The 20313-nt window shown below is 68.3% G+C and carries 23 protein-coding genes; 12 read left to right on the top strand and 11 right to left on the bottom strand.

Features of this window, described 5'->3' with window-relative positions; translation table 11 throughout:
- Window positions 1-67 precede the first annotated feature (67 nt).
- Entirely contained in the window at window positions 68-556 is a 489-nt protein-coding gene (gene greA / locus WFM69_RS15910) for a transcription elongation factor GreA (protein ID WP_267417776.1), read from the bottom strand.
- A 97-nt stretch (window positions 557-653) separates the two neighbouring features.
- Window positions 654-1040, bottom strand: coding sequence for a DUF4307 domain-containing protein (locus WFM69_RS15905; protein ID WP_337006384.1), 387 nt, complete (start codon window positions 1038-1040; stop codon window positions 654-656).
- Window positions 1041-1108: 68 nt separating this feature from the next.
- Here WFM69_RS15905 and WFM69_RS15900 point away from each other — a divergent pair, with 68 nt between their 5' ends.
- Window positions 1109-1402 (top strand): hypothetical protein, encoded by a 294-nt coding sequence (locus WFM69_RS15900; protein ID WP_337006382.1) that lies wholly within the window; start codon window positions 1109-1111, stop codon window positions 1400-1402.
- 7 nt (window positions 1403-1409) lie between these two features.
- Here the strand turns inward: WFM69_RS15900 and trhA are convergent, their stop codons facing one another.
- Window positions 1410-2141, bottom strand: coding sequence for a PAQR family membrane homeostasis protein TrhA (gene trhA / locus WFM69_RS15895; protein WP_337006380.1), 732 nt, complete (start codon window positions 2139-2141; stop codon window positions 1410-1412).
- A 97-nt stretch (window positions 2142-2238) separates the two neighbouring features.
- On the opposite strand from trhA, the gene WFM69_RS15890 reads away from it, so the two are divergent.
- From WFM69_RS15890 to WFM69_RS15880, 3 genes are all read left to right on the top strand, one after another.
- Complete coding sequence (locus tag WFM69_RS15890) at window positions 2239-3018, top strand: isoprenyl transferase (protein WP_337006379.1); 780 nt, start codon at window positions 2239-2241, stop codon at window positions 3016-3018.
- 41 nt (window positions 3019-3059) lie between these two features.
- Window positions 3060-4190, top strand: a complete 1131-nt coding sequence (locus WFM69_RS15885) for an aminotransferase class V-fold PLP-dependent enzyme (RefSeq protein ID WP_337006377.1) — start codon at window positions 3060-3062, stop codon at window positions 4188-4190.
- 254 nt (window positions 4191-4444) lie between these two features.
- Complete coding sequence (locus WFM69_RS15880; protein ID WP_337006503.1) at window positions 4445-5731, top strand: PhoH family protein; 1287 nt, start codon at window positions 4445-4447, stop codon at window positions 5729-5731.
- Window positions 5732-5869: 138 nt separating this feature from the next.
- Here WFM69_RS15880 and WFM69_RS15875 read toward each other — a convergent pair whose 3' ends face one another.
- The 5 genes from WFM69_RS15875 to xseA are packed head-to-tail and all read right to left on the bottom strand — an operon-like array spanning window position 5870 to window position 10138.
- Complete coding sequence (locus WFM69_RS15875) at window positions 5870-7264, bottom strand: class II fumarate hydratase (protein ID WP_021199548.1); 1395 nt, start codon at window positions 7262-7264, stop codon at window positions 5870-5872.
- A complete protein-coding gene (locus tag WFM69_RS15870; RefSeq protein ID WP_337006374.1) occupies window positions 7261-7947 on the bottom strand; it encodes a carbonic anhydrase in 687 nt (228 codons plus the stop codon). Before WFM69_RS15870 ends, WFM69_RS15875 begins: the two co-directional genes overlap by 4 nt.
- On the bottom strand, window positions 7944-8588 hold the full coding sequence (locus WFM69_RS15865; protein ID WP_337006372.1) for a DUF4245 family protein: 645 nt from the start codon (window positions 8586-8588) through the stop codon (window positions 7944-7946). Before WFM69_RS15865 ends, WFM69_RS15870 begins: the two co-directional genes overlap by 4 nt.
- Window positions 8585-8824: an exodeoxyribonuclease VII small subunit gene (locus tag WFM69_RS15860; protein WP_337006370.1), complete on the bottom strand. Its 240-nt coding sequence runs from the start codon at window positions 8822-8824 to the stop codon at window positions 8585-8587. Before WFM69_RS15860 ends, WFM69_RS15865 begins: the two co-directional genes overlap by 4 nt.
- 36 nt (window positions 8825-8860) lie before the next feature.
- Entirely contained in the window at window positions 8861-10138 is a 1278-nt protein-coding gene (gene xseA, locus WFM69_RS15855; protein ID WP_337006368.1) for an exodeoxyribonuclease VII large subunit, read from the bottom strand.
- Window positions 10139-10230: 92 nt separating this feature from the next.
- Between xseA and WFM69_RS15850 the strand changes: the two genes are divergently transcribed.
- From WFM69_RS15850 to WFM69_RS15840, 3 genes are all read left to right on the top strand, one after another.
- Window positions 10231-11283 (top strand): 4-hydroxy-3-methylbut-2-enyl diphosphate reductase, encoded by a 1053-nt coding sequence (locus WFM69_RS15850; protein WP_442928379.1) that lies wholly within the window; start codon window positions 10231-10233, stop codon window positions 11281-11283.
- A 2-nt stretch (window positions 11284-11285) separates the two neighbouring features.
- Window positions 11286-12077 (top strand): IclR family transcriptional regulator, encoded by a 792-nt coding sequence (locus WFM69_RS15845; RefSeq protein WP_337006365.1) that lies wholly within the window; start codon window positions 11286-11288, stop codon window positions 12075-12077.
- Window positions 12078-12325: 248 nt separating this feature from the next.
- Complete coding sequence (locus tag WFM69_RS15840; protein ID WP_337006363.1) at window positions 12326-12862, top strand: DUF6264 family protein; 537 nt, start codon at window positions 12326-12328, stop codon at window positions 12860-12862.
- Window positions 12863-12932: 70 nt separating this feature from the next.
- On the opposite strand, the gene fbaA is transcribed toward WFM69_RS15840, so the two are convergent.
- The gene (fbaA, locus tag WFM69_RS15835; protein ID WP_337006361.1) at window positions 12933-13961 is read right to left on the bottom strand and encodes a class II fructose-bisphosphate aldolase; all 1029 of its coding nucleotides are present in this window, start codon (window positions 13959-13961) and stop codon (window positions 12933-12935) included.
- A gap of 185 nt (window positions 13962-14146) precedes the next feature.
- Between fbaA and glpX the strand changes: the two genes are divergently transcribed.
- Both glpX and WFM69_RS15825 read left to right on the top strand, forming a co-directional pair.
- Window positions 14147-15133, top strand: a complete 987-nt coding sequence (gene glpX, locus WFM69_RS15830) for a class II fructose-bisphosphatase (RefSeq protein ID WP_337006359.1) — start codon at window positions 14147-14149, stop codon at window positions 15131-15133.
- Between the two features lie 179 nt (window positions 15134-15312).
- Complete coding sequence (locus WFM69_RS15825) at window positions 15313-15600, top strand: hypothetical protein (RefSeq protein ID WP_337006357.1); 288 nt, start codon at window positions 15313-15315, stop codon at window positions 15598-15600.
- A gap of 17 nt (window positions 15601-15617) precedes the next feature.
- Here the strand turns inward: WFM69_RS15825 and WFM69_RS15820 are convergent, their stop codons facing one another.
- Both WFM69_RS15820 and WFM69_RS15815 read right to left on the bottom strand, forming a co-directional pair.
- Window positions 15618-16868 carry a DNA recombination protein RmuC gene (locus WFM69_RS15820; RefSeq protein ID WP_337006355.1) on the bottom strand — a complete coding sequence of 417 codons (1251 nt, stop codon included), beginning with the start codon at window positions 16866-16868 and terminating at the stop codon, window positions 15618-15620.
- 63 nt (window positions 16869-16931) lie between these two features.
- Entirely contained in the window at window positions 16932-17525 is a 594-nt protein-coding gene (locus WFM69_RS15815) for a 3'-5' exonuclease (RefSeq protein WP_337006353.1), read from the bottom strand.
- 59 nt (window positions 17526-17584) lie between these two features.
- Here WFM69_RS15815 and WFM69_RS15810 point away from each other — a divergent pair, with 59 nt between their 5' ends.
- The 3 genes from WFM69_RS15810 to WFM69_RS15800 all read left to right on the top strand — a co-directional run bounded on the left by WFM69_RS15810 (window position 17585) and on the right by WFM69_RS15800 (window position 20268).
- Entirely contained in the window at window positions 17585-18325 is a 741-nt protein-coding gene (locus WFM69_RS15810; protein ID WP_337006351.1) for a class I SAM-dependent methyltransferase, read from the top strand.
- Between the two features lie 142 nt (window positions 18326-18467).
- On the top strand, window positions 18468-19541 hold the full coding sequence (gene ychF / locus WFM69_RS15805; protein ID WP_337006349.1) for a redox-regulated ATPase YchF: 1074 nt from the start codon (window positions 18468-18470) through the stop codon (window positions 19539-19541).
- 67 nt (window positions 19542-19608) lie between these two features.
- Window positions 19609-20268: an AraC family transcriptional regulator gene (locus WFM69_RS15800; protein ID WP_337006347.1), complete on the top strand. Its 660-nt coding sequence runs from the start codon at window positions 19609-19611 to the stop codon at window positions 20266-20268.
- Window positions 20269-20313: the final 45 nt, after the last annotated feature.

Raw genomic sequence — 20313 nt, 5'->3', positions numbered from 1 at the left:
TGCGTCCCGCAGACGAGAAACGCCCCGGCATCCGTGTGGATGCCGGGGCGTTCTGCGGGTGGGCGACTCAACCCGTGTAGGTCTCGACGTTCACGATCTCGACGCTGATGGAACGCCCGTTCGGCGCCTCGTAGGACGACTTCTCGCCGACCTTGAGGCCGAGGATGGCCTGGCCGAGCGGGCTCGCCTCGCTGTAGACGTCCAGGTCGCTGCCTGCGGCGATCTCGCGGCTGCCGAGGAGGAAGACCTCTTCGCCACCGGCGACGACAGCGGTGACCACGGTGCCGGGCTCGACGATCCCACGGCTGGCCGGTGCCTCGCCGACCTTGGCGGTCTTCAGCAGGCCTTCGAGCGTGCGGATGCGGGCCTCCTGCTTGCCCTGCTCATCCTTGGCCGCGTGATAGCCGCCGTTCTCCTTGAGGTCGCCTTCTTCGCGAGCCGCCTCGATGCGCTTGGCGATCTCGTCGCGACCGAACGTGGACAGGTGCTCCAACTCGGCGACGAGCCGGTCATACGCTTCCTGCGTGAGGAACGGAACCTGAGCATCGGTGGACATGACGAAGCTCCTTCTTTCGGGATCCCTCCGACGAGCTGCGGGGGATATGCCAAGACGCCCCGGCACGGTGCCGGGGCGTCGTCTGTCTGGCACGAGTCTAAGCGACCCAGCAGGTGTTCACCAAACCTGTCGTCGCCTCGGCGACGGTCGGGATGGTGACCGATCGAGCCTGGGAGTGGCGGTCTCCGGCTTCGATCTCGACGATCTTCCAGCCGACGACGCCGAACTCCTCATCGAGCGCCTCGACAGCGCAGACGACGTTCTTGCCCTGCACTCCGGTGACCTGGAAGGTGACGTTGACGGAGTGCGCATCTACGAGCTCGAACCCGAGATCGTCGGCATCCACGGACGCCATCGACTGGGTCACGGTCATCCAGCTGAACGCACCAACGACCAGGAGTGCGACGGCACCGCCGATGATCCACGGCGTCCGCCGTCGTCCGGTTCGGCCATAGCGTTCATCGAGCTGTCGTGCGGTCGTCACAGGTGGGTCTTCCCGGTCGTTAGGCTGGTACCACCAGGTTATGCGACCTGAGTACGAAAGGCCGATTCATGTTCTCTCTGTCTGAGACCCCGATGCCGACTCCGAGCATGACCGTGGCACCGGAGGCCGTCACCCCGGGCTTCGTCGGCTTCGCCGTGATCGTGGTGATCGTGGCCGCGGTCATCCTGCTGATCTGGGACATGAACCGGCGCATCCGCCGCGTGCGCTACCGCGAAGAAGTGCGCGAAGAGCTCGACGCCGAAGAAGCAGCCCTCGCCGCCGAGGCTGAGGCGGGCAAGGGCGCTCCGGAATCCGACGCACCGCTCCCGCGCGACGCCGGCGACGAGCCGCCGACCCGCTGATCCCGGACTACGGCGCGCCCAGCGAGGGCGACAGCGGCGCGAGGGCGATGAGCAGACACGCCGTCCAGTGGCACAGGAACGCGAGCACCGTGCACACGTGGAAGATCTCGTGGAACCCGAAGTGGCCCGGCCACGGGTTGGGCTTCTTGAGCGCGTAGACCACGGCTCCGCCGGTGTAGAGGAGCCCGCCGACGATCACCAGCACCATCATCGCGAAGTTCGCGTTCATGAGATCGACGATGTACATCACGGCCGCCCAGCCGAGCAGCAGGTACAGCGCGACGTAGAGCCACCGCGGGGCGTTGATCCAGAAGACGCGGAAGAGGATCCCCACGAGGGTGCCTCCCCAGACCAGGCTGAGCAGCAGCACGCCCTTCTGCGGCGGCAGCGCCAGCACGGCGAGCGGAGTGTACGTCCCGGCGATGAGCAGCAGGATGTTGGCGTGGTCGATGCGCTTGAGGACGACCTTCACCCGGGGACGCCAGTTGAAGCGGTGATACAGCGCCGAGTTGCCGAACAGCAGCAGCGACGTGAGCATGAACACCGCCGAGGCCCATTTCGCCGCGGCGCCATCGGCCATGACGATCAGGATGATCCCGGTGACGATGGCGACGGGGAACGTGCCGGCGTGGATCCATCCTCGCCAGGTCGGCTTGATCTCGACGGCGGCGTCGACGGCCGCAGCCTCCAGCAGGGGGAGCTGGGGGACGTCGGGGCCCGAGGCCTCAGGTGTGCTCACGTGCTCACTCTAAGCCGACCCGCATTCCGCGCAGGGCACATATCCTCAGGCTCCGCACACGGCGCGGGATGGCCCGGCACGATAGCGTAGGGAGGTGATGTCACGCGAGAGCCCGGGGCGAGGGCCGCTGTATCGGCTCTACACGAACCGGCTGCGCCGCCACCTCGATCCCGCATCCGTGCCGCATCACGTCGCGATGATGATCGACGGCAACCGTCGGTGGGCACGCCAGCTCGGACTGGATACCCCGGCCGAGGGACATCGCGCCGGCGCTGCCAAGATGCGCGAGTTCCTGGGCTGGTGCGATGAGCTCGGCGTGCGTGTGGTCTCGCTCTACCTGCTCTCCAGCGACAACCTGCGAAAGCGCGATTCCGGGGAGCTCGCCGACCTCATTGAGATCATCGCCGAGCTCGCGGAGGCGCTGTCACGCGAAGGGAACTGGCGGGTCAAGCACGTCGGGCGCTCCGACATCCTCCCGCCCGAGCTCGCCCGTGTGCTCGCGGACGCCGAGGAGCGCACCAAGGACCACACGGGGCTGCATGTGAACCTCGCCGTCGGCTACGGCGGGCGGAACGAGATCGTCGATGCGGTCCGCAGCATCATCACGAAGCACGAGGCCTCCGGCGGCACGATGGAGGACCTCGCCGCGCACCTCACCCCCGAGATGATCGGAGAGCACCTCTACACCGGAGGGCAGCCCGACCCCGACCTCGTCATCCGCACGAGCGGAGAGCAGCGGCTCAGCGACTTCCTGCTCTGGCAGAGCGCGCACAGCGAGTTCTACTTCGTCGAGGCCCTCGGACCGGACCTGCGCCAGGTCGACTTCCTCCGGGCGATCCGCGATTACGCCGATCGAGACCGTCGCTTCGGCCGCTGACCGCGCACCGTGGGCACGCAGAGCCATGCCACAATGACGCAGTGAGCACTTTCCAGGACTATGTCGACACGTTCGACAACGAGTCCGGCTACTTGAACTGGGCGGCCTTCGGGCCGCTGTCGCCGTCCGTCCGCGACGAGGTCTTCGCCGACGCCGATCTGCTCGGCAGCGGACGCCCATCCTCCCTGGCCCTGGTCGGAGAACGCATCGGACAGGCGCAGGAGATCGTCGCGGAGCTGCTCGGCGGAGATCCCGACGACGTGACGCTGCAGCCCTCGTCGACCAACGGTCTCATGCACGCGCTGTTCGGGCTGTCGGGCGCGGTCATCGCGAGCACGGCGGAGTTCCCGAGCGTCAGCCTGACCGTCGAGCGGGCGGCGACCGCGTCGGGGCACGCGGTGACGCCGCGGTGGATCACGCCCGACGACGGACGCGTCACGCCCGACGCGGTCATCGAGGTGCTCGACGATGACGTGGTGGCCGTGGCTGTCAGCCACGTGGACTTCCGGACCGGATATCGCGCCGACCTCGCCGCGCTCCGTGAGGCCATCGGCCCCGACCGCCTCCTCATCGTGGACGCGGTGCAGTCCTTCGGGATGATCGATGTCGACTACGGTGCCGCGGATGTGGTGGTCGGCCACGGCTACAAGTGGTTGCGCGCCGGCCGGGGCAGCGCATTCGCATGGTTCTCCCCGCGGGCGCGTGAGCGGATCGTCCCGGTGCTCTCCGGGATCACCGGAACCACTGCCACAGGTCTCTTCGTCGACGAGCTGCCGGCGCCTTCTCCCTCGGCGCGCGCCTTCACGATCAGTCAGCCGGACACGCTCGCCGCCGGGCGCCTCGCGATCGGCGTGCGCGACGTCCGCGACGCCGGGGTCGCCGCGATCGAGGAACGGCTCTCCGAGCACGTCGACACGGTGATCGAGATCGCCGATCGCCATGGCATCGAGGTGAGCTCTCCGCGCGAGCGCACCCGGCGCGCGGGCATCGTGGCGCTCGCACCCGAGGAGCCCGCGCGGCTGGCCGCCGCGCTCGCGAACGCCGGACTGGTCGTCACCGCACGCGGTGCGTCGGTGCGGATCGCCCCGCACGCGGGCACCGATACGGGGACGCTCGAACTCCTCGACGAGACCCTGCATGCGTTCGGCAACGAGACGTTCATCAGCGCGTAACGAATCGTTGGCGTGTCGACGTCGGGTTAAGCGGTCGCACGGTCGTACCTTCTAGGCATCGGGCAAGGAGCCCGATCGGGTCGGCCTCAGGATGACGACTCGTGACCCCCTGGTCGACTCGTTCGAATAGCCGGGATTCCCCGGGTCGGGAGTGGGTCGTGACCACACGTACAGCGCAGCAGGCCACCAACACCGCGCAGCAGTCCACCCGTAAGACGACGAGGCGAGCATCATCCGCCGATCCCGATCAGGATCTGCGCACGTATGTCCTCGACACCTCGGTCCTGCTGAGCGATCCGCAGGCGTTCTTCCGATTCGCCGAGCACTCCGTCGTCATCCCGGTCGTCGTCATCACCGAACTCGAGGGCAAGCGCCACGATCCCGAGATCGGCTACTTCGCGAGGCAGGCACTGCGGCACCTCGACGATCTGCGCATCGAGCACGGACGCCTCGACTTCCCGGTCGAGGTCGGCGAAGGCGGCACCCTCCGGGTCGAACTTTCGAACACCGACCCCTCCGTGCTCCCCGCAGGGATCCGGCTCAGCGACAACGACACCCGCATCCTCTCGGTCGCCATGCACCTCGCGCAGGACGGTCAGGACGTCACGATCGTGTCCAAGGACCTGCCGATGCGCGTGAAGGCGGCGTCGCTGGGCATCCGGGCGGAGGAGTACCTCGCAGAGCAGGCCGTGGACTCCGGATGGACCGGGATCTCGGCGCTCGACCTCTCCGGCGACGACATCAGCGATCTCTACGAGAGCGAGGTCGGCATCAGCGAGGACGCCCGCGGCCTTCCCGTGAACACCGGGCTGATCATCCACTCCGAGCGCGGGTCCGCACTGGGACGCGTGACAGGGGACGGTGAGTATCGGCTCGTGCGCGGTGACCGGGACATCTTCGGCATGCACGGCCGCTCGGCGGAGCAGCGGATCGCGATCGACCTGCTGCTGGACCCGGAGGTCGGCATCGTCTCGCTCGGTGGGCGCGCCGGCACCGGCAAGTCCGCACTCGCGCTGTGCGCGGGACTGGAAGCGGTGCTGGAGCGGCAGCAGCAGAAGAAGATCATCGTGTTCCGGCCGTTGTTCGCCGTCGGCGGGCAGGAGCTCGGCTACCTTCCGGGCGACCAGGGCGAGAAGATGGGGCCCTGGGGTCAGGCCGTGTACGACACGCTGGGTTCGGTGGTCTCCGGGAACGTCATCGAGGAGGTGGTCGAACGGGGGCTGCTCGAAGTGCTCCCGCTCACCCACATCCGCGGACGATCGCTGCACGACGCCTTCGTGATCGTCGATGAAGCCCAGTCGCTCGAGCGGAACGTGCTGCTGACGGTGCTGAGCCGGATGGGCCAGAACTCGCGTGTCATCCTCACTCACGACGTCGGCCAGCGGGACAACCTCCGTGTGGGCCGGCACGACGGCATCGCGAGCGTGATCGAGACGCTGAAGGGACACGACCTGTTCGGGCACGTGACTCTGATGCGCTCGGAGCGCTCCGCGATCGCAGCCCTCGTCACCGAACTCCTGGAGGGCGGAGAGCTCAGCTGACGATGGACGACAGCGGATGCCCGACACAGACCAGGGCATCCGCTGTCGTGCGTCTGTCCGGCTCTCCTGACGAGGCGTTGCAGACACGACGAATGCCGCGAGGAACGGCTCCTCGCGGCATTCGTCGTGCGGGCGGGATCAGCCCGGGTGGGTCATCGACAGCAGGTCGAGCTTCTCGTCCAGCTGCTCCAGGGTGAGGTCACCGCGCTCGACGTAACCGAGGTCGATCACGGCGTCACGCACCGTGATGCCCTTCGCGACCGAGTGCTTCGCGATCTTCGCCGCAGCCTCATAGCCGATGAGCTTGTTCAGCGGGGTCACGATGGACGGGCTCATGCCCGCGAACGCGGCCGCGCGCTCGACGTTGGCCTGCAGACCGTCGATCGTCTTGTCTGCGAGCACGCGCGAGGCGTTCGACAGCAGACGGATCGACTCGAGCACCGCGGTGCCCATGACCGGGATGGCGACGTTCAGCTCGAACGATCCGGAAGCGCCGGCCCAGGCGACCGTCGCGTCGTTGCCGATCACGCGGGCGCACACCATCAGCACAGCCTCGGGGACGACCGGGTTGACCTTGCCGGGCATGATCGAGGAGCCGGGCTGCAGGTCGGGGATGTGCAGCTCGCCGAGGCCCGTGTTGGGGCCGGATCCCATCCAGCGCAGGTCGTTGTTGATCTTGGTCAGCGAGACCGCGATCGTGCGCAGCGCGCCGGAGGCCTCGACCAGGCCATCGCGGTTGGCCTGAGCCTCGAAGTGGTCCTTGGCCTCGGTGATCGGTAGCTCCGTCTCGGCAGCGAGCAGAGCGATGACCTTCTGCGGGAAGCCGAGGGGCGTGTTGATGCCCGTTCCCACCGCGGTGCCGCCCAGAGGGACCTCCGCGACGCGGGGGAGGGCCGACTGCACGCGCTCGATGCCGAGGCGGATCTGGCGGGCGTAGCCGCCGAACTCCTGGCCGAGGGTCACGGGCGTGGCATCCATGAGGTGCGTGCGGCCGGACTTGACCGCGTCCTTCCACAGCTCCGCCTTCGCCTCGAGCGCCACCGCGAGGTGGTCGAGAGCGGGGATGAGCGTGTCGATCAGGGCCTGCGTGACGGCGATGTGCACCGACGTGGGGAACACGTCGTTCGACGACTGCGAGGCGTTCACGTGGTCGTTCGGGTGCACGGTCGCACCGAGGATGCGGGTGGCGAGGGTCGCCAGCACCTCGTTCATGTTCATGTTCGACGACGTGCCCGAGCCGGTCTGGTAGGTGTCCACCGGGAACTCGCCGTCGTGCGCACCGGATGCCACCTGGTCGGCGGCCTGGGCGATCGCGTCGGCGATCGCGCCATCGAGGGTGCCGAGCTCCTTGTTGGCGAGCGCCGCCGCCTTCTTGATGCGTGCCAGGGCCGCGATCTGCGTCGATTCCAGTCCCTTGCCCGAGATCGGGAAGTTCTCCACGGCGCGCTGCGTCTGCGCCCCGTAGAGCGCGTTCACGGGCACCCGCACCTCACCCATGGTGTCGTGTTCGATGCGGTAGTCCTGCTCGGTCATTCCGAACCCTCCTTGGTTGCGGGGTCGATCCCCTGGATAGCGTCGTCGGTATCGATGCCGACCGTGATCACGGGCACGGCCGTGCCCTCGGCCAGACGGTAGTTCGCGCCGACGATGCCCAGGCGGCCGGCGGCGACGGCGTCGCTGATGATCTCGGACGACTGCAGCAGGTCGCCCACGGTGTTGCGCAGATGCTCGATGCCCACGAGCTCCGAGTCGATCTGTGCGACGGTCGTTCCACCGCTCTCGGCCAGGACCTTCCGGGCGGCCGGCACGATGGGAGCGATCAACTTCCAGATGTGCGGCGGCAGGGGAGCGGCGTCGATCGCGGTGCCGTCGATCGCGGCGCGCACCGCACCGCAGGAGTCATGTGCGAGCACGACGATCAGCGGCACCTCGAGCACCGCGACCGCGTACTCGAGGCTCGCGACGATCGACTCGCCGATCACCTGTCCCGCATTGCGCACCACGAAGAGGTCGCCGAGGCCGAGGTCGAAGATGATCTCTGCGGCGAGGCGCGAATCCGAGCACCCGAACAGAGTCGCGACGGGGTGCTGCGCGGCGGTCAGGTCCTTGCGGCGGGCCACATCCTGGTTCGGGTGTCGCGGTTCGTCGAGGACGAAACGGCGGTTGCCCTCCTGCATCTGCTGCCAGGCGGCGGCAGGGGTCAGCGGGTGCGTCATTGTGCCTCCGAGATGGTCTCGATCTGCGGGATCAGGGACTTCGCGAGCTCGGCGGTCGAATCGGCCGAGCGCGAGCCGTACAGCAGGATGTAGTCGTCGCCGGCCTGGGTGCCGATGGCGTAGGTGACGTTGGCGTTGGCCTCGGATCCGCCGGGCTTGTAGACGTCCCAGTCGAGGCCGCCGATGCGCACGGTGTCGGTCGGGGCGATGCCGTTCAGGCGCTGCGGGGCCCACGAGGAGTCGGCCTCGAACGCCTGCGCGACCTTGATGAAGCCGCGTTCCGTGTCGGACTTCGGCGCGAGGGTGACCTCCCACACGACCGTGGCACCCCCCTGCATCTCCGCGCCGTTGGCACGCCAGAAGGTGCCCAGCTCGGGGATCAGGACCGGCCGGTCCATCGAGGACTCGACCCCTTCGGCGATGCCGGCGACGTCGATCGGCTTCGCCGCCACGGGCTCACCGCGCGGCACCGCGAAGATGATGACGGCCACGACGGCGACCGTGACGAGCAGCGCCGCGACGAGGTTGCGCACGGTCTGGCTCGATCGGTAGGCCTTGCTGAACGCTGCCTTGCGGGCGGCGGTCTCGTCCGGTGTCTCCGGGCGGCCGAGCTCGGCGATGATGGGAGGCTGCTTGCTCATGACTCTCCCGGGGTCTCCGCGTCCGCAGCCGCAGCCCGTGCGGCGTCCAGACGACGCTTCGCACCGAGCAGCCATTCCTCGCACCGGGCGGCGAGAGCCTCGCCACGCTCCCAGAGCGCCAGCGAGTGCTCCAGCGTCGGGGATCCCTGCTCGAGCTCCGCGACGACCTTGACGAGCTCATCGCGGGCTGCCTCGAACGACAGCGTGTCCACGGGGGTGTCGTTCAACGCGCTCACTCCTCCATCCTACGTCGTGCGTCCTGACCGCTCTGCTCAGGCGTCTTCGGCGATCTCGCCCTCGGAGCGGGCCCGGAGCGAGCCCCGGTCGAGGGTGATGGTGAGCTCGGCTCCGGTCGGCGCGTCGGCGGCGTCGCGCAGGATCACGCCGCCGTCGAGGTGTGCGATGGCATAGCCGCGGGCGAGAGTCGCAGCGGGGGAGAGCGCACGCAGAGACGCGCGAAGCTCGGCCGTGCGTCGCCCCGCCTGCTCGATGTGGCGATTGACGGTGTCTCGACCGCGAGCGAGCAGCAGCCAGGTCTCCTGTGCCCGGGCATCGATGATCGGTGCGGGGGAGCGCAGCACGGGGCGGGATCGCAGCTGCTCCAGCTGGGCGATGTCGTGCGACAGCCGCTGCGTGAGCCGTGTGGTCGCGCGCGAGCGCAGCTGAGCGATGAGCGCGCGCTGCTCGCCGACGTCCGGCACGACCCGCTTCGCCGCGTCGGTGGGAGTGGAGGCCCGCAGATCGGCGACGTCGTCGAGCAGCGGATGGTCGTTCTCGTGTCCGATCGCGCTCACGATCGGAGTCGACGCCGCGGCCACGGCGCGGACCAGCCTCTCGTCGCTGAATCCGAGGAGCGTCTGCGGGTCGCCTCCTCCGCGCGCGATGATGATGACATCGACCTCCGGGTCGGCGTCGAGTCGCGCGAGCGCGGCGAGGGTGTCCGGCACGCAGCGGTCGCCCTGCACGGCGGCGTACTCGGTGCGGAACCGTACCTGCGGCCAACGCAGTTCGGCGTTGCGATGCACGTCCTTCTCGGCATCCGATCGCTCACCCGTGATCAGGCCGATCATGTGCGGGAGGAACGGCAGGCGCTTCTTTCGTGCCGGGTCGAACAGCCCTTCATGTCGCAGCTGCACGCGCAACTTCTCGAGGCGCTCGAGCTGATCGCCCAGTCCGACGTGCTTCATCGACGAGACCGTGAAGCTGAAGTCTCCCGACTTGACGAAGTAGTCCGCCTTCACCGCTGCCACGACGTGATCGCCGACGCCGATGTCGGAGGGGATGCGTCCGCGCACACTCGACCACACCCGGATCGAGATCTGCGCGTCGGAGCGCGTGTCCTTCAGGCGTGCGAACACGTTGCCGGCTCGCACGTTCCAGGAGGTGATCTCACCTTCGACCCAGACCGTGTTCCACCGCGCGACGAAGTCGCGGATGGTCGCGTTCAGCCGGGTGACGGAGGTGGGGGCGTCGGCAGTGGAATCGCGGGGGGCGACGGAATCGGCGGGCGGTGTCTCGCCCTGCCCCGTCGTCGCTTCGAAGACTGTCATCCGCTCCCGTTCCTGCCCCTGGGCCTCCCCGGCCCCGCACAGCCGGCCGGCGGTAGAATCCAGGGGTGACTTCGACTGCCGTTCATCTTCCCGTGCCCCGCCTTCCACGAGTGCGTGCGGCGGCCGGCCGGCTTCAGGATAACCCGGTGGTCGGACACAAGCGGGTTCTGCTCGCCGCACCGCGGGGCTACTGCGCCGGTGTCGACCGTGCTGTCGTCGCGGTCGAGAAGGCGCTCGAGCGCTACGGCGCTCCGGTCTACGTGCGCAAGCAGATCGTGCACAACATCCACGTCGTCACCGAACTCGAGGCGAAGGGTGCGATCTTCGTCGAGGAGGTCGACGAGGTCCCCGAGGGTGCGCACGTCGTCTTCAGCGCGCACGGGGTGTCGCCGGCGGTCGTGAACGCGGCGTCCGACCGCGGCCTGCACACGATCGACGCGACCTGCCCGCTCGTCACCAAGGTGCACCGCGAGGCCGTCCGGTTCGCCCGCGACGACTTCGAGATCCTGTTGATCGGTCACGAAGGGCACGAAGAGGTCGAGGGCACCGCGGGCGAGGCCCCGGAGCACGTGACCGTCGTGAACTCGCCGGAAGAAGCTGACACGGTCGTCGTGAAGGATCCGAGCAAGGTCGTCTGGCTGTCGCAGACCACGCTCTCCGTCGACGAGACGATGGAGACCGTCAACCGACTGCGGCTGCGGTTCCCGGAACTGCACAATCCGCCGTCCGACGACATCTGCTATGCGACGCAGAACCGCCAGGTCGCGATCAAGAAGGTCGCCGCCGGCGCCGATCTCGTGATCGTCGTGGGCTCGTCGAACTCGTCGAACTCGGTGCGCCTGGTCGAGGTCGCGCTCGAGTACGGGGCGAAGGCCGCGTATCGCGTCGACTATGCCGAGGAGATCCAGCAGGAGTGGCTCGACGGCGTCGAGACGGTCGGCGTCACGAGCGGGGCGTCCGTACCCGAGGTGCTCGTGCGGGAAGTGCTCGATGCCATCGGTGACGCCGGCTACCGCGACGTCGAAGAGGTCAAGACGGCGGAGGAGGACCTGATGTTCTCTCTGCCCAAGGAGCTGCGTCAGGACGCATCCGGTCAGCGCGACGCGCGTGCGCTCGGCGGTCGGGCATCCGGAGGGGACGCGTAGCGTTGAGCGCCGCGGAAGCGGAGCCCACCCTCATCGGGTCGGTGCAACGCGCGCTGCGGCTGGTCGACATCGTCGCCAACTCTCCCCGTCCGCTCCCGCCGAAGACACTCGCCGCGATCACCGGGCTGACCCCGGGGACCACCTACAACCTCGTGCGCACGCTGGTGCACGAGGGGTATCTCGGCTCGGAGCCGGACGGTCTCGTGCTGGGCACCCGGTTCCCGTCGTTCCAGCAGCAGATCAGCTCACGCGGAGTCTTCCTGGCGCGCGTCCGAGCTGCGCTCCGCGAGGTCACCGAGGACGTCGGCGCCACGGCCTACCTCTCCCGATTCGCCGATGGGGAGATGCACCTCGTCGACATCGTCGACGCCGCCCGCAACCCGCGGATCGAACTGTGGGTGGGGCTGCAGTCCAGCGCCCACGCGACCGCGCTGGGCAAGCAGATCCTCGCGGAGCTGCCCGAAGAAGAGCGTCTGGACTACCTGTCCCGGCACCGACTGGAGGAGTTGACGCCGCGCACCATCAGCGATCGCCGCACGCTGCTGACCCAGCTGGAGCGCTCGCCGGGATGGGCGATCGACCAGGAGGAGTATGCGATCGGTGCGACCTGCGTGGCCGTGCCCGTCATCGCCCCCGGAGTCACTGCGTCGTTGGCGATCTCCTTGCCCACGGAACGAGCGGTCGTCGACCGCGCGCTCGTGTCGTCGCTCCAGCGCACCGCACGACGGCTCTCGCTGCAGCTCGGGGCCGATGCCATCGACGATGGATCGTCAGGCGCGGAGTTCACTATCTGAAGGAAGACCCCTGGCGTTCCGGCATACGTTTTCCTACTATGGAGAAAGTAGCGGCATACATGAACGCTACCGATCGCTCACAGCGTCCCCAGCGCTGGCGGTCAATCCGGATGAGGAGCGTCCCCAGCGCACCACATCCGCGGCCCCGAGAAGTCCCCACTTCTCCGGGGCCGCTGTCTGTTTCGGGCCGCCCGCACCCGGCATGCTGCTGTGAGCCCGTCGAAAGCTCAGGCGGCTAGCATTGCGGGATGACCGATCAGCGGCCCCAGTACGGCGAACTCGCGACCCCCGAGGAGCAGCGACGCGCAGCCGGGCTGCCTCCGCTCGGTGAGGTCGTCGCGGCGCCTCCCGCCCCGCCGACCGCAGGAGTCGTGCCGCCGGAAAGCGCTACTGATGCACCAGCGAAGCGGCGGCACCCCGTCGACCGCCTGGTGACGATCGCCCTGCTCGCCTACGGCCTCGTGAACATCGTGATCACCGGCCTGTCGTACCTCGATCTGACGAGCGTCATGAACCAGACCATGGAGGTCCTCGGAATCGAGGGCGAGTTCACCAACTTCGCGCAGGGGAAGACCTGGGGCACGATCGCCGCGATCGTCCTCGCGCTCGGGTGGTCTCTCACCGCGGCGCTGTCCATCCGACGTCTCCGGCGGGGACGGATCACCTGGTGGCTGCCGATCGTCGGCGCGATCGCGACCATGATCGTCGTGTCGATCTGCCTCACCGTGCCGATGATGGGAGACCCGGCTTTCATCGCCTACCTCGACCAGATGACCGCGCGCTGACGAAGCCCGGTCAGACGAAAGAAGGGGCCCGACATGTCGCCGGGCCCCTTCTCTCGTCGTCCGTGGTGGATCAGCTCTTCGACTGACCGTACGAACCGAGCTGGCGCGTCGACTCGACCACACGGGCGGCCATGGCCGTCTCGGCGATCTTGCCCCAGGCGCGCGGGTCGTACTGCTTCTTGTTGCCGACCTCGCCGTCGACCTTGAGCACGCCGTCGTAGTTCTTGAACATGTAGTCGGCGATCGCGCGCGTGTACGCGTACTGCGTGTCGGTGTCGATGTTCATCTTGATGACGCCGTTGGCGACCGCGAGGGCGATCTCCTCGTCGGTGGAGCCGGAGCCGCCGTGGAACACCAGATCGAGCGGCTTCGCGCCCGTGTTGTACTTCGCGGCGACCTCAGCCTGGATCTCGCCCAGCAGCTCCGGACGCAGCTTCACGCCACCGGGCTTGTAGACGCCGTGCACGTTGCCGAACGTGAGGGCGGCGATGTAGCGTCCCTGCTCGCCGAGGCCCAGCGCCTGCACGGCCTGGTCGACGTCGGCGAAGGTCGTGTACAGGGCCTCGTTCGAGCCCTCGTGCTGCACGCCGTCCTCTTCGCCGCCGACGACGCCGATCTCGACCTCGAGGATGGCGTTGATGTTCTTCATGCGGGGGAGAAGGTCCTTCGCGATCTCGATGTTCTCCGCGAGGGGAACGGCCGAGCCGTCCCACATGTGGGACTGGAAGATCGGGTTGCGACCGGCCTTGACCTCTTCCTCGGAGGCGGCGATCAGAGGCTCGACGAAGCCGGCGAGGGCATCCTTCGGGCAGTGGTCGGTGTGCAGCGCGACCGTGACGGGGTAGTTCTTGGCGACCTCGGTCGCGTAGCGGGCGAAGGCGAGCGCGCCCGTGGCACGCGCCTTCACGGTGTGGCCGGCGAAGTAGTCCGCGCCACCCGTGGTGACCTGGATGATGCCGTCGGAGCCGGCCTCGGTGAGCCCCTGGAGGACGGAGTTGATCGTCTGCGAGCTGGAGACGTTGAACGCGGGGTACGCGAAGCCGCCGGCCTTCGCGCGGTCGAGCATTTCGGCGTACTGATCCGGGGTGGCGACGGGCATGAGAACTCCTGCGATTTGGGAAGCCGGGACAAGGGCCACTCTATCGGGGCGCGCGCGCTGATACCGCAGCCGGGACTCCGTCGACGCACTGCGGCTTCTGCTGGGGTGTTAAGAATCACATTTCCTTCTTCGGATCCGCGCCGAAAGGCGGTCAGTTCGCGCCTCTCGCTGGATAGGCTGACCGCATGGTGAGTCTGACAGCGGATCTGAGCCCTCTTCGTCCCGACCGTAACCTCGCGATGGAGCTGGTGCGTGCGACAGAGGCCGCGGCCATCCGTGCGGTGCCGTTCATCGGACGCGGCGCGAAGGAGGCGGCCGACGGTGCCGCAGTCGACGCCATGCGTGCGTTCCTCGGAACCGTGGACTTCCAGGGGCGCGTCGTGATCGGCGAGGGCGAGAAGGACAACGCCCCGATGCTCTTCAACGGCGAGGTCGTCGGCACCGGGCGCGGGCCGTTGTGCGACATCGCGGTCGACCCGATCGACGGAACGTCCCTCACCGCGGCCGGACGACAGAACGCTCTGTCCGTGATCGCCGTCTCCGACCGCGGAACGATGCTCGACGCCTCCACGGTCTTCTACATGGACAAGCTCGTGACCGGGCCGGCCGGAGTCGGCCTGGTCGACATCCGCCTGCCGATCGGGGAGAACATCCGCAAGCTCGCCGGCGCGCTCGACAAGCCCGTCGACGAGATCGTCGTGTCGGTGCTGAACCGTCCGCGGCACGAGCAGTTGATCCAGGAGATCCGCGACGCCGGTGCCGGTACGCGTCTGATGAGCGACGGCGATGTCGCCGGTGGCATCAACGCCGCCCGCCACGACGCCCGCACCGACATGTGCGTGGGCGTCGGAGGCAGCCCGGAGGGCATCGTGACGGCGTGCGCGATCAAGGCCCTCGGCGGACACATCCAGGGGCGTCTGTGGCCCCGTGACGACGAAGAGCGTCAGCGCGGCATCGACGCGGGACTCGACATGGACAAGGTCTACGAGGCCGACGACCTGGTGCAGGGCAACAACACGATCTTCGTCGCCACGGGTGTCACAGACGGGCAGCTGGTCGCGGGCGTGCGTCGCGAGCGCGGCTACGTCTACACCGAGAGCGTCGTGCTGCGCGGAGCCTCGGGCACGCTGCGCCGGATCGCGTCGGAGCACCTCGTCTCGAAGTGGCTCTGACCGCGCGACCGGCCTGAGCCGCCGCGATCGGGGGCATCGATCGCGCCATTCGTTACGCACCCGGTATCGGTTCGCCAGGGCACGATCCACGCTTCTGTGGAGGGCCGTGTCACAATTGTCACTGGGTTTGTCGCCGTCGACGGAGCCGCCAGGCACCGCAGGCACAGGAGGGCGAACAGATGACAACGCAGCACACGAACGGCTCGAAGGCCGCTCCGACGAAGATCGTCACCACCAACACGGGGCGCATCCTCCGTGTGAGTGCTGACGCCGAAGCCGTTGCGGTCACGCCACCCGTCGTGACTCCGCCGACCGCGGTCTCCGACCCGGCGCGTCGAGCCGACGTGCTGTTCCGCGTTCGTCGCGACGAGGGGCACGAGATCAGTGCCTGGTGGATGATCGGCGCCTTCCTCGCGACCAGCGGGCTCGTCATCCTGCTGCTCAGCGGCGTCCCCGGCGTCGCCTGACGCGTCTCGTCCGTCTCCTACGGTTCGTCGAGCCGGATCCGGACGTCGCCCACATCGGCGCGCATCGGGGTCGCTGACTGTGCGGCGGTGTCGTCGGAGGCGATCAGCTCGGGTGCCGTGAACCGACGGGCGGTCTCTGCCGTCAACGGCGGCGTGGAGGCGAGCGCGGACGCGTCGACACCCGGGAACTGCCGCGCAGTCACCAGCACCCGCGTCTCGAGGGACCCCGCGAACCGGTTGTAGCTGTCGACCGTCCGCTCCAGCGCGCGGCGCAGATCGTCGGCGTGCCCGGCCAGAGTGCCGAGGCGGTCGTACAGTTGCGTGCCGAGGGCGAGGAGAGTTCGTGCCTCGGTCGACACCTCCTGCTGGGTCCAGGTGAACGCGACGGTCTTGAGGACGGCCCAGAGGTTCACCGGGGAGGCCAGGGCCACACGTCGGCTGAACGCGTAGTCGAGGAGCGTCGGATCTTCATCGATCGCCGCCGCCAGCAACGACTCGCTCGGCAGGAAGCAGATCACGAACTCGGGGCTCGCCTCGAGTCCCGACCAATACGCCTTCTTGGCGAGCGCATCGATGTGGGCGCGGACCGCCTTCACATGCTTCTGCATCAGTGCCCGCCGCTGCGACTCGTTCGCATCCCCTGCGGCGAGGGCCGAGGCCTCGAGATAGGCATCGAGCGGCACTTTAGCGTCGACAGCGATGGAACTGCCGCCCGCCAGGCGGATGACCATGTCGGGGCGCCCCGGGCCGCGGTCGGAGGCGATCGTCGCCTGAAGGTCGAAATCGATGTGCCGGGTGAGTCCGGCGGCCTCGACCACGCGGCGCAGCTGGGTCTCTCCCCACACTCCACGCGTCGCCGTGGAGCGCAGGGCGCCCGCGAGCGACTCGGTCGTCGCTCGGAGCGCCTCATCGGATTCCTGCGCGCGCCGCAGCTGTTCCTCGAGCGTGCCGAACTGCGCGTGCCGCTCTCGCTCGATCGCGGCGACCTTGGTCTGCATCTGCTGCAGGCTATCGCGGACCGGCGCGAGCGCTGTCAGCACGGCGTTCTGCTGTTGCACCCGCTGCGCCTCGGCTCGCTGCTCGTTCCGCGCGTGTTCGACCGCGTCGCGGTACAGGTCGTACTGACGGTCGCGATCGTCGCGCGCCGCCGCCAGCTGGGCCTCGGTACGCGCGAGTTCCGCCGACCCACGACCGGCACGGAGGAACCAGCCCACGGCGACACCTGCCGCGAGGGCGAGGAGGACGAGAACGACAGACAGAGCATCCATGTGTTCATGATGCGGCTGGGGTCCGACATTCAGTCGTCGCCGCGCACGGCTGCGGTGCGGGGCTCAGGCGACGGCGCGCTCCAGCGCGGGTGCGACCGGTGCGGTTACGCGCAGGCTCAGGGCGTCGGCGAGCGCGAAGACATCGCCCGCTCCCGCTCGGGCGGCGGCATCGATGACGATCTGCGCGCAGGCACGTGCATCGGCGAGAGCGTCATGGTGCGAGAACTCCTCGAACCCGGCTGCGGCGGCGGCGATCGGCAGTCGGTACGAGTCGAGCTCGTAGGTCTTGCGGGCCACCTGCAGGCTGCACAGGGAACGGTACGGCGGGCACGGCTGACCCGTCGCCTCGGAGGCGCGACGCAGCACGTTGAGATCGAAGCCGGCGTTGTGGGCGACGAGCACGTCGGCCCCTGCGAACGCGCAGAGGCGATCGAACTGGTCGACCCAGCTCGCTGCCGACAGCACGTCCTCCGGCCGGATCCCGTGGATGCGCACGTTCCATTCCTGGAACTCGTCGTGGCCGGGAGGCGGCTGGATCAGCCACCCGGTGGTCGCGACGACTTCACCGGCACGCACGCGCACGAGTCCGACGGAACACGCGGAGGCAGGGCTGGAGTTCGCGGTCTCGAAGTCGATCGCAGTGAAATCCAGTGGCACGATCCCACCTTCTCCCGCGGTCTCGGAGAGCTGTCGGAGACTCGCCGTATGCTGGCGACATGGCTGAGGACATGGCGAGGTCGTTCGGAGCGCAGGCCGGAGATTACGAGGTCGGAAGGCCGGAGTACCCCTTCGACGCCGTCGCGTGGATGCTCGAACGGATGCCCACCGACTCGCGCCGCATCGCGGACGTCGGAGCGGGCACGGGCAAGCTCACCCGCGTGCTCGCGCAGGCGCCGGAGGCCGAGGTCGTCGCGATCGACCCCGATCCGGAGATGCTTGCGACGCTTCGAGGTGTCGTTCCCGGGGTGCCGACCTACGTGGGGACGGCCGAAGGCCTCCCGCTTCCGGACGCGAGCGTCGATGCCGTCGTGCTCGGACAGGCCTGGCATTGGGTGGACCCTGTGATGGCATCGGCCGAGATCGGTCGTGCGGTGCGCAGCGGGGGAGTGCTCGGCCTGATCTGGAACATCCGCGACGATCGTGTCGACTGGGTGCGCAGGCTGACCGAGATCATGCACGGAAGTCACGCCGAGCTCATGCTTGCTGAGGGCGACCCGGTCGTCGCCGCACCGTTCGGACCCCTGGAACAGGAGCGGTGGGAATGGGTGCGGCCGATCACGCGCGACCTGCTGCATCGGATGGCCGCATCGCGCAGTTACATCATCACCGCACCGGACGAGGAGAAGGAGCGCATCCGCCGCGACCTGGACGCGCTCTTCGATGAGCTCGGCCTGCACGGAGATGCCACGATCGACCTGCCGTACGTGACGCGGGCGTACCGCGCCACCCGCGACTGACGCGACCGACTCCGCCGCATCCGGCCATCCCGCCGAATCAGGCCAGAACGGTCGCGGCTCGCCTGATGTCGCCGGTCTGCCTGATCGCGCGCGGTGTCCGCGGGCCATCCCGCAGGATCGCGGGCAGGTAGACTCGTGCCCCGTGGCTCTCACTATCGGCATCGTCGGCCTGCCCAACGTCGGCAAGTCCACCCTCTTCAACGCACTCACCAAGAACGACGTGCTCGCGGCGAACTATCCGTTCGCGACGATCGAGCCCAACGTCGGTGTGGTGAACCTGCCCGACCCGCGGCTCGACAGGCTGGCGGAGATCTTCGGCAGCGAGCGCATCCTCCCGGCGGCGGTGTCGTTCGTCGACATCGCCGGCATTGTGCGCGGCGCGAGCGAGGGCGAGGGGCTGGGCAACAAGTTCCTCGCGAACATCCGTGAAGCCGACGCCATCGCCCAGGTCGTGCGCGGCTTCGCCGACGACGACGTGGTGCACGTGGACGGCACGGTCAACCCGGCGTCCGACATGGAGACGATCAACGCCGAGCTCATGCTTGCCGACCTCGAGACCGTCGACAAGGCGATCACCCGATACGAGAAGGAAGTGCGCGGCAAGAAGATCGAGCCGATCGTGCTCGAGACCGCGAACGCGGTGAAGGATGCTCTCGAACGCGGTGTGCTGCTCTCCGTCGCCGGCATCGACCTGACGCCGATCCGTGAGCTGGGTCTGCTCACGGCCAAGCCCGTCATCTTCGTCTTCAATGTCGATGAGTCCGTGTTGACCGACGATGCGCGCAAGGCGGAACTCGCCGCGCTCGTGGCACCCGCGAAGGCGATCTTCCTCGACGCGAAGATCGAATCCGAGCTCATCGACCTCGACCCGGAGGATGCCGCCGAGCTGCTCGCATCGACCGGTCAGGACGAGTCCGGGCTGGATCAGCTCGCCCGCATCGGCTTCGACACCCTCGGACTACAGACGTACCTCACGGCGGGTCCGAAGGAGGCGCGCGCCTGGACGATTCCCAAGGGAGCGAAGGCCCCGCAGGCCGCCGGCGTCATCCACACCGACTTCGAGAAGGGCTTCATCAAGGCCGAGGTCGTGTCGTTCGACGACCTCGTCGAGACGGGCTCCGTCGTCGAGGCCCGCGCCAAGGGCAAGGCCCGCCTCGAAGGCAAGGACTACGTCATGCAGGACGGCGACGTGGTGGAGTTCCGCTTCAACAACTGACGCGTGGCGGCTCTCCGGCTCGCGGCGGCGATACCCTCTTCGCAGTGATCGAATGCGAATGGAGCGCATGTACGAGGAGCGACACCCCGACTCGCCGGTGCTGCAGTGCGTGTGGCAGGCGCGGGCGACAAGAGATGAGCGCTACCTCGTCCCCGCGGTCGAGTACTGGGACATCTGGTTCGCCCGCGAGCCGGGCGGACAGACGTCTGCCGGGCTGGCGGGCCCGACCCTGGGGCACCGCTGGATCCGTTCGACGATCGGCGAGCACAGCCGGGGCATCCAATTGAAGGCTCATGCCGTTCTGCCTGGAGTCAGCAAGCTGCTCCTGCGCGGCGGAGAGCAGCCTCTCGTCGTCGACGCAGGGAACGTCACGATCGCGCATCATGCGCTGCCGTTCCCGGAGTTCGACGACCTCGAGAGCTTCACTGAGCGCCTTCTCGAGTTGGACGTGCTGCGGGACGACGAGGACGTCAGACGGATGCTCACCGGAGATGACGCGGGCTACTCGGAAAGGCACCGTCAGCGCCGGGTCCGCACCGCGACAGGGCTGACGCGCAAGCAGATCGAGCAGTTGTCGCGAGCGCGTGAGGCCTTCAGTCTGCTGCTGCTGGGTGTGCCGCCGGTCGAATGCGCTGCGCGTTGCGGTTTCGCCGACCAAGCCCACCTGACTCGTTCGCTGCGTGCCTTCCACGGCCAGACGCCTGCCCAGGTGCTGTCGGGTCGATGATGGCGGAATTGTTCAATACCGGGGCAGTCGCCCGGTGATGGACTG

The organism is Microbacterium sp. LB12, assembly GCF_037150835.1.
GTDB lineage: Bacteria > Actinomycetota > Actinomycetes > Actinomycetales > Microbacteriaceae > Microbacterium.
The sequence above is the reverse complement of the archived record's forward strand: the minus strand, read 5'-3'. Positions and strand labels throughout refer to the sequence as shown.

Bases quoted from the DNA above. Each gene is read 5' to 3' on its own strand.
- greA (WP_267417776.1), bottom strand. From the start codon at position 556: ATGTCCACCGATGCTCAGGTTCCGTTCCTCACGCAGGAAGCGTATGAC.
- glpX (WP_337006359.1), top strand. From the start codon at position 14,147: ATGGTGAGTCTGACAGCGGATCTGAGCCCTCTTCGTCCCGACCGTAAC.
- WFM69_RS15800 (WP_337006347.1), top strand. From the start codon at position 19,609: ATGTACGAGGAGCGACACCCCGACTCGCCGGTGCTGCAGTGCGTGTGG.
- WFM69_RS15820 (WP_337006355.1), bottom strand. From the start codon at position 16,868: ATGGATGCTCTGTCTGTCGTTCTCGTCCTCCTCGCCCTCGCGGCAGGT.
- WFM69_RS15865 (WP_337006372.1), bottom strand. From the start codon at position 8,588: ATGAGCAAGCAGCCTCCCATCATCGCCGAGCTCGGCCGCCCGGAGACA.
- WFM69_RS15890 (WP_337006379.1), top strand. From the start codon at position 2,239: ATGTCACGCGAGAGCCCGGGGCGAGGGCCGCTGTATCGGCTCTACACG.
- WFM69_RS15875 (WP_021199548.1), bottom strand. From the start codon at position 7,264: ATGACCGAGCAGGACTACCGCATCGAACACGACACCATGGGTGAGGTG.
- WFM69_RS15900 (WP_337006382.1), top strand. From the start codon at position 1,109: ATGTTCTCTCTGTCTGAGACCCCGATGCCGACTCCGAGCATGACCGTG.
- WFM69_RS15810 (WP_337006351.1), top strand. From the start codon at position 17,585: ATGGCTGAGGACATGGCGAGGTCGTTCGGAGCGCAGGCCGGAGATTAC.
- WFM69_RS15825 (WP_337006357.1), top strand. From the start codon at position 15,313: ATGACAACGCAGCACACGAACGGCTCGAAGGCCGCTCCGACGAAGATC.
- xseA (WP_337006368.1), bottom strand. From the start codon at position 10,138: ATGACAGTCTTCGAAGCGACGACGGGGCAGGGCGAGACACCGCCCGCC.
- fbaA (WP_337006361.1), bottom strand. From the start codon at position 13,961: ATGCCCGTCGCCACCCCGGATCAGTACGCCGAAATGCTCGACCGCGCG.
- WFM69_RS15870 (WP_337006374.1), bottom strand. From the start codon at position 7,947: ATGACGCACCCGCTGACCCCTGCCGCCGCCTGGCAGCAGATGCAGGAG.
- WFM69_RS15840 (WP_337006363.1), top strand. From the start codon at position 12,326: ATGACCGATCAGCGGCCCCAGTACGGCGAACTCGCGACCCCCGAGGAG.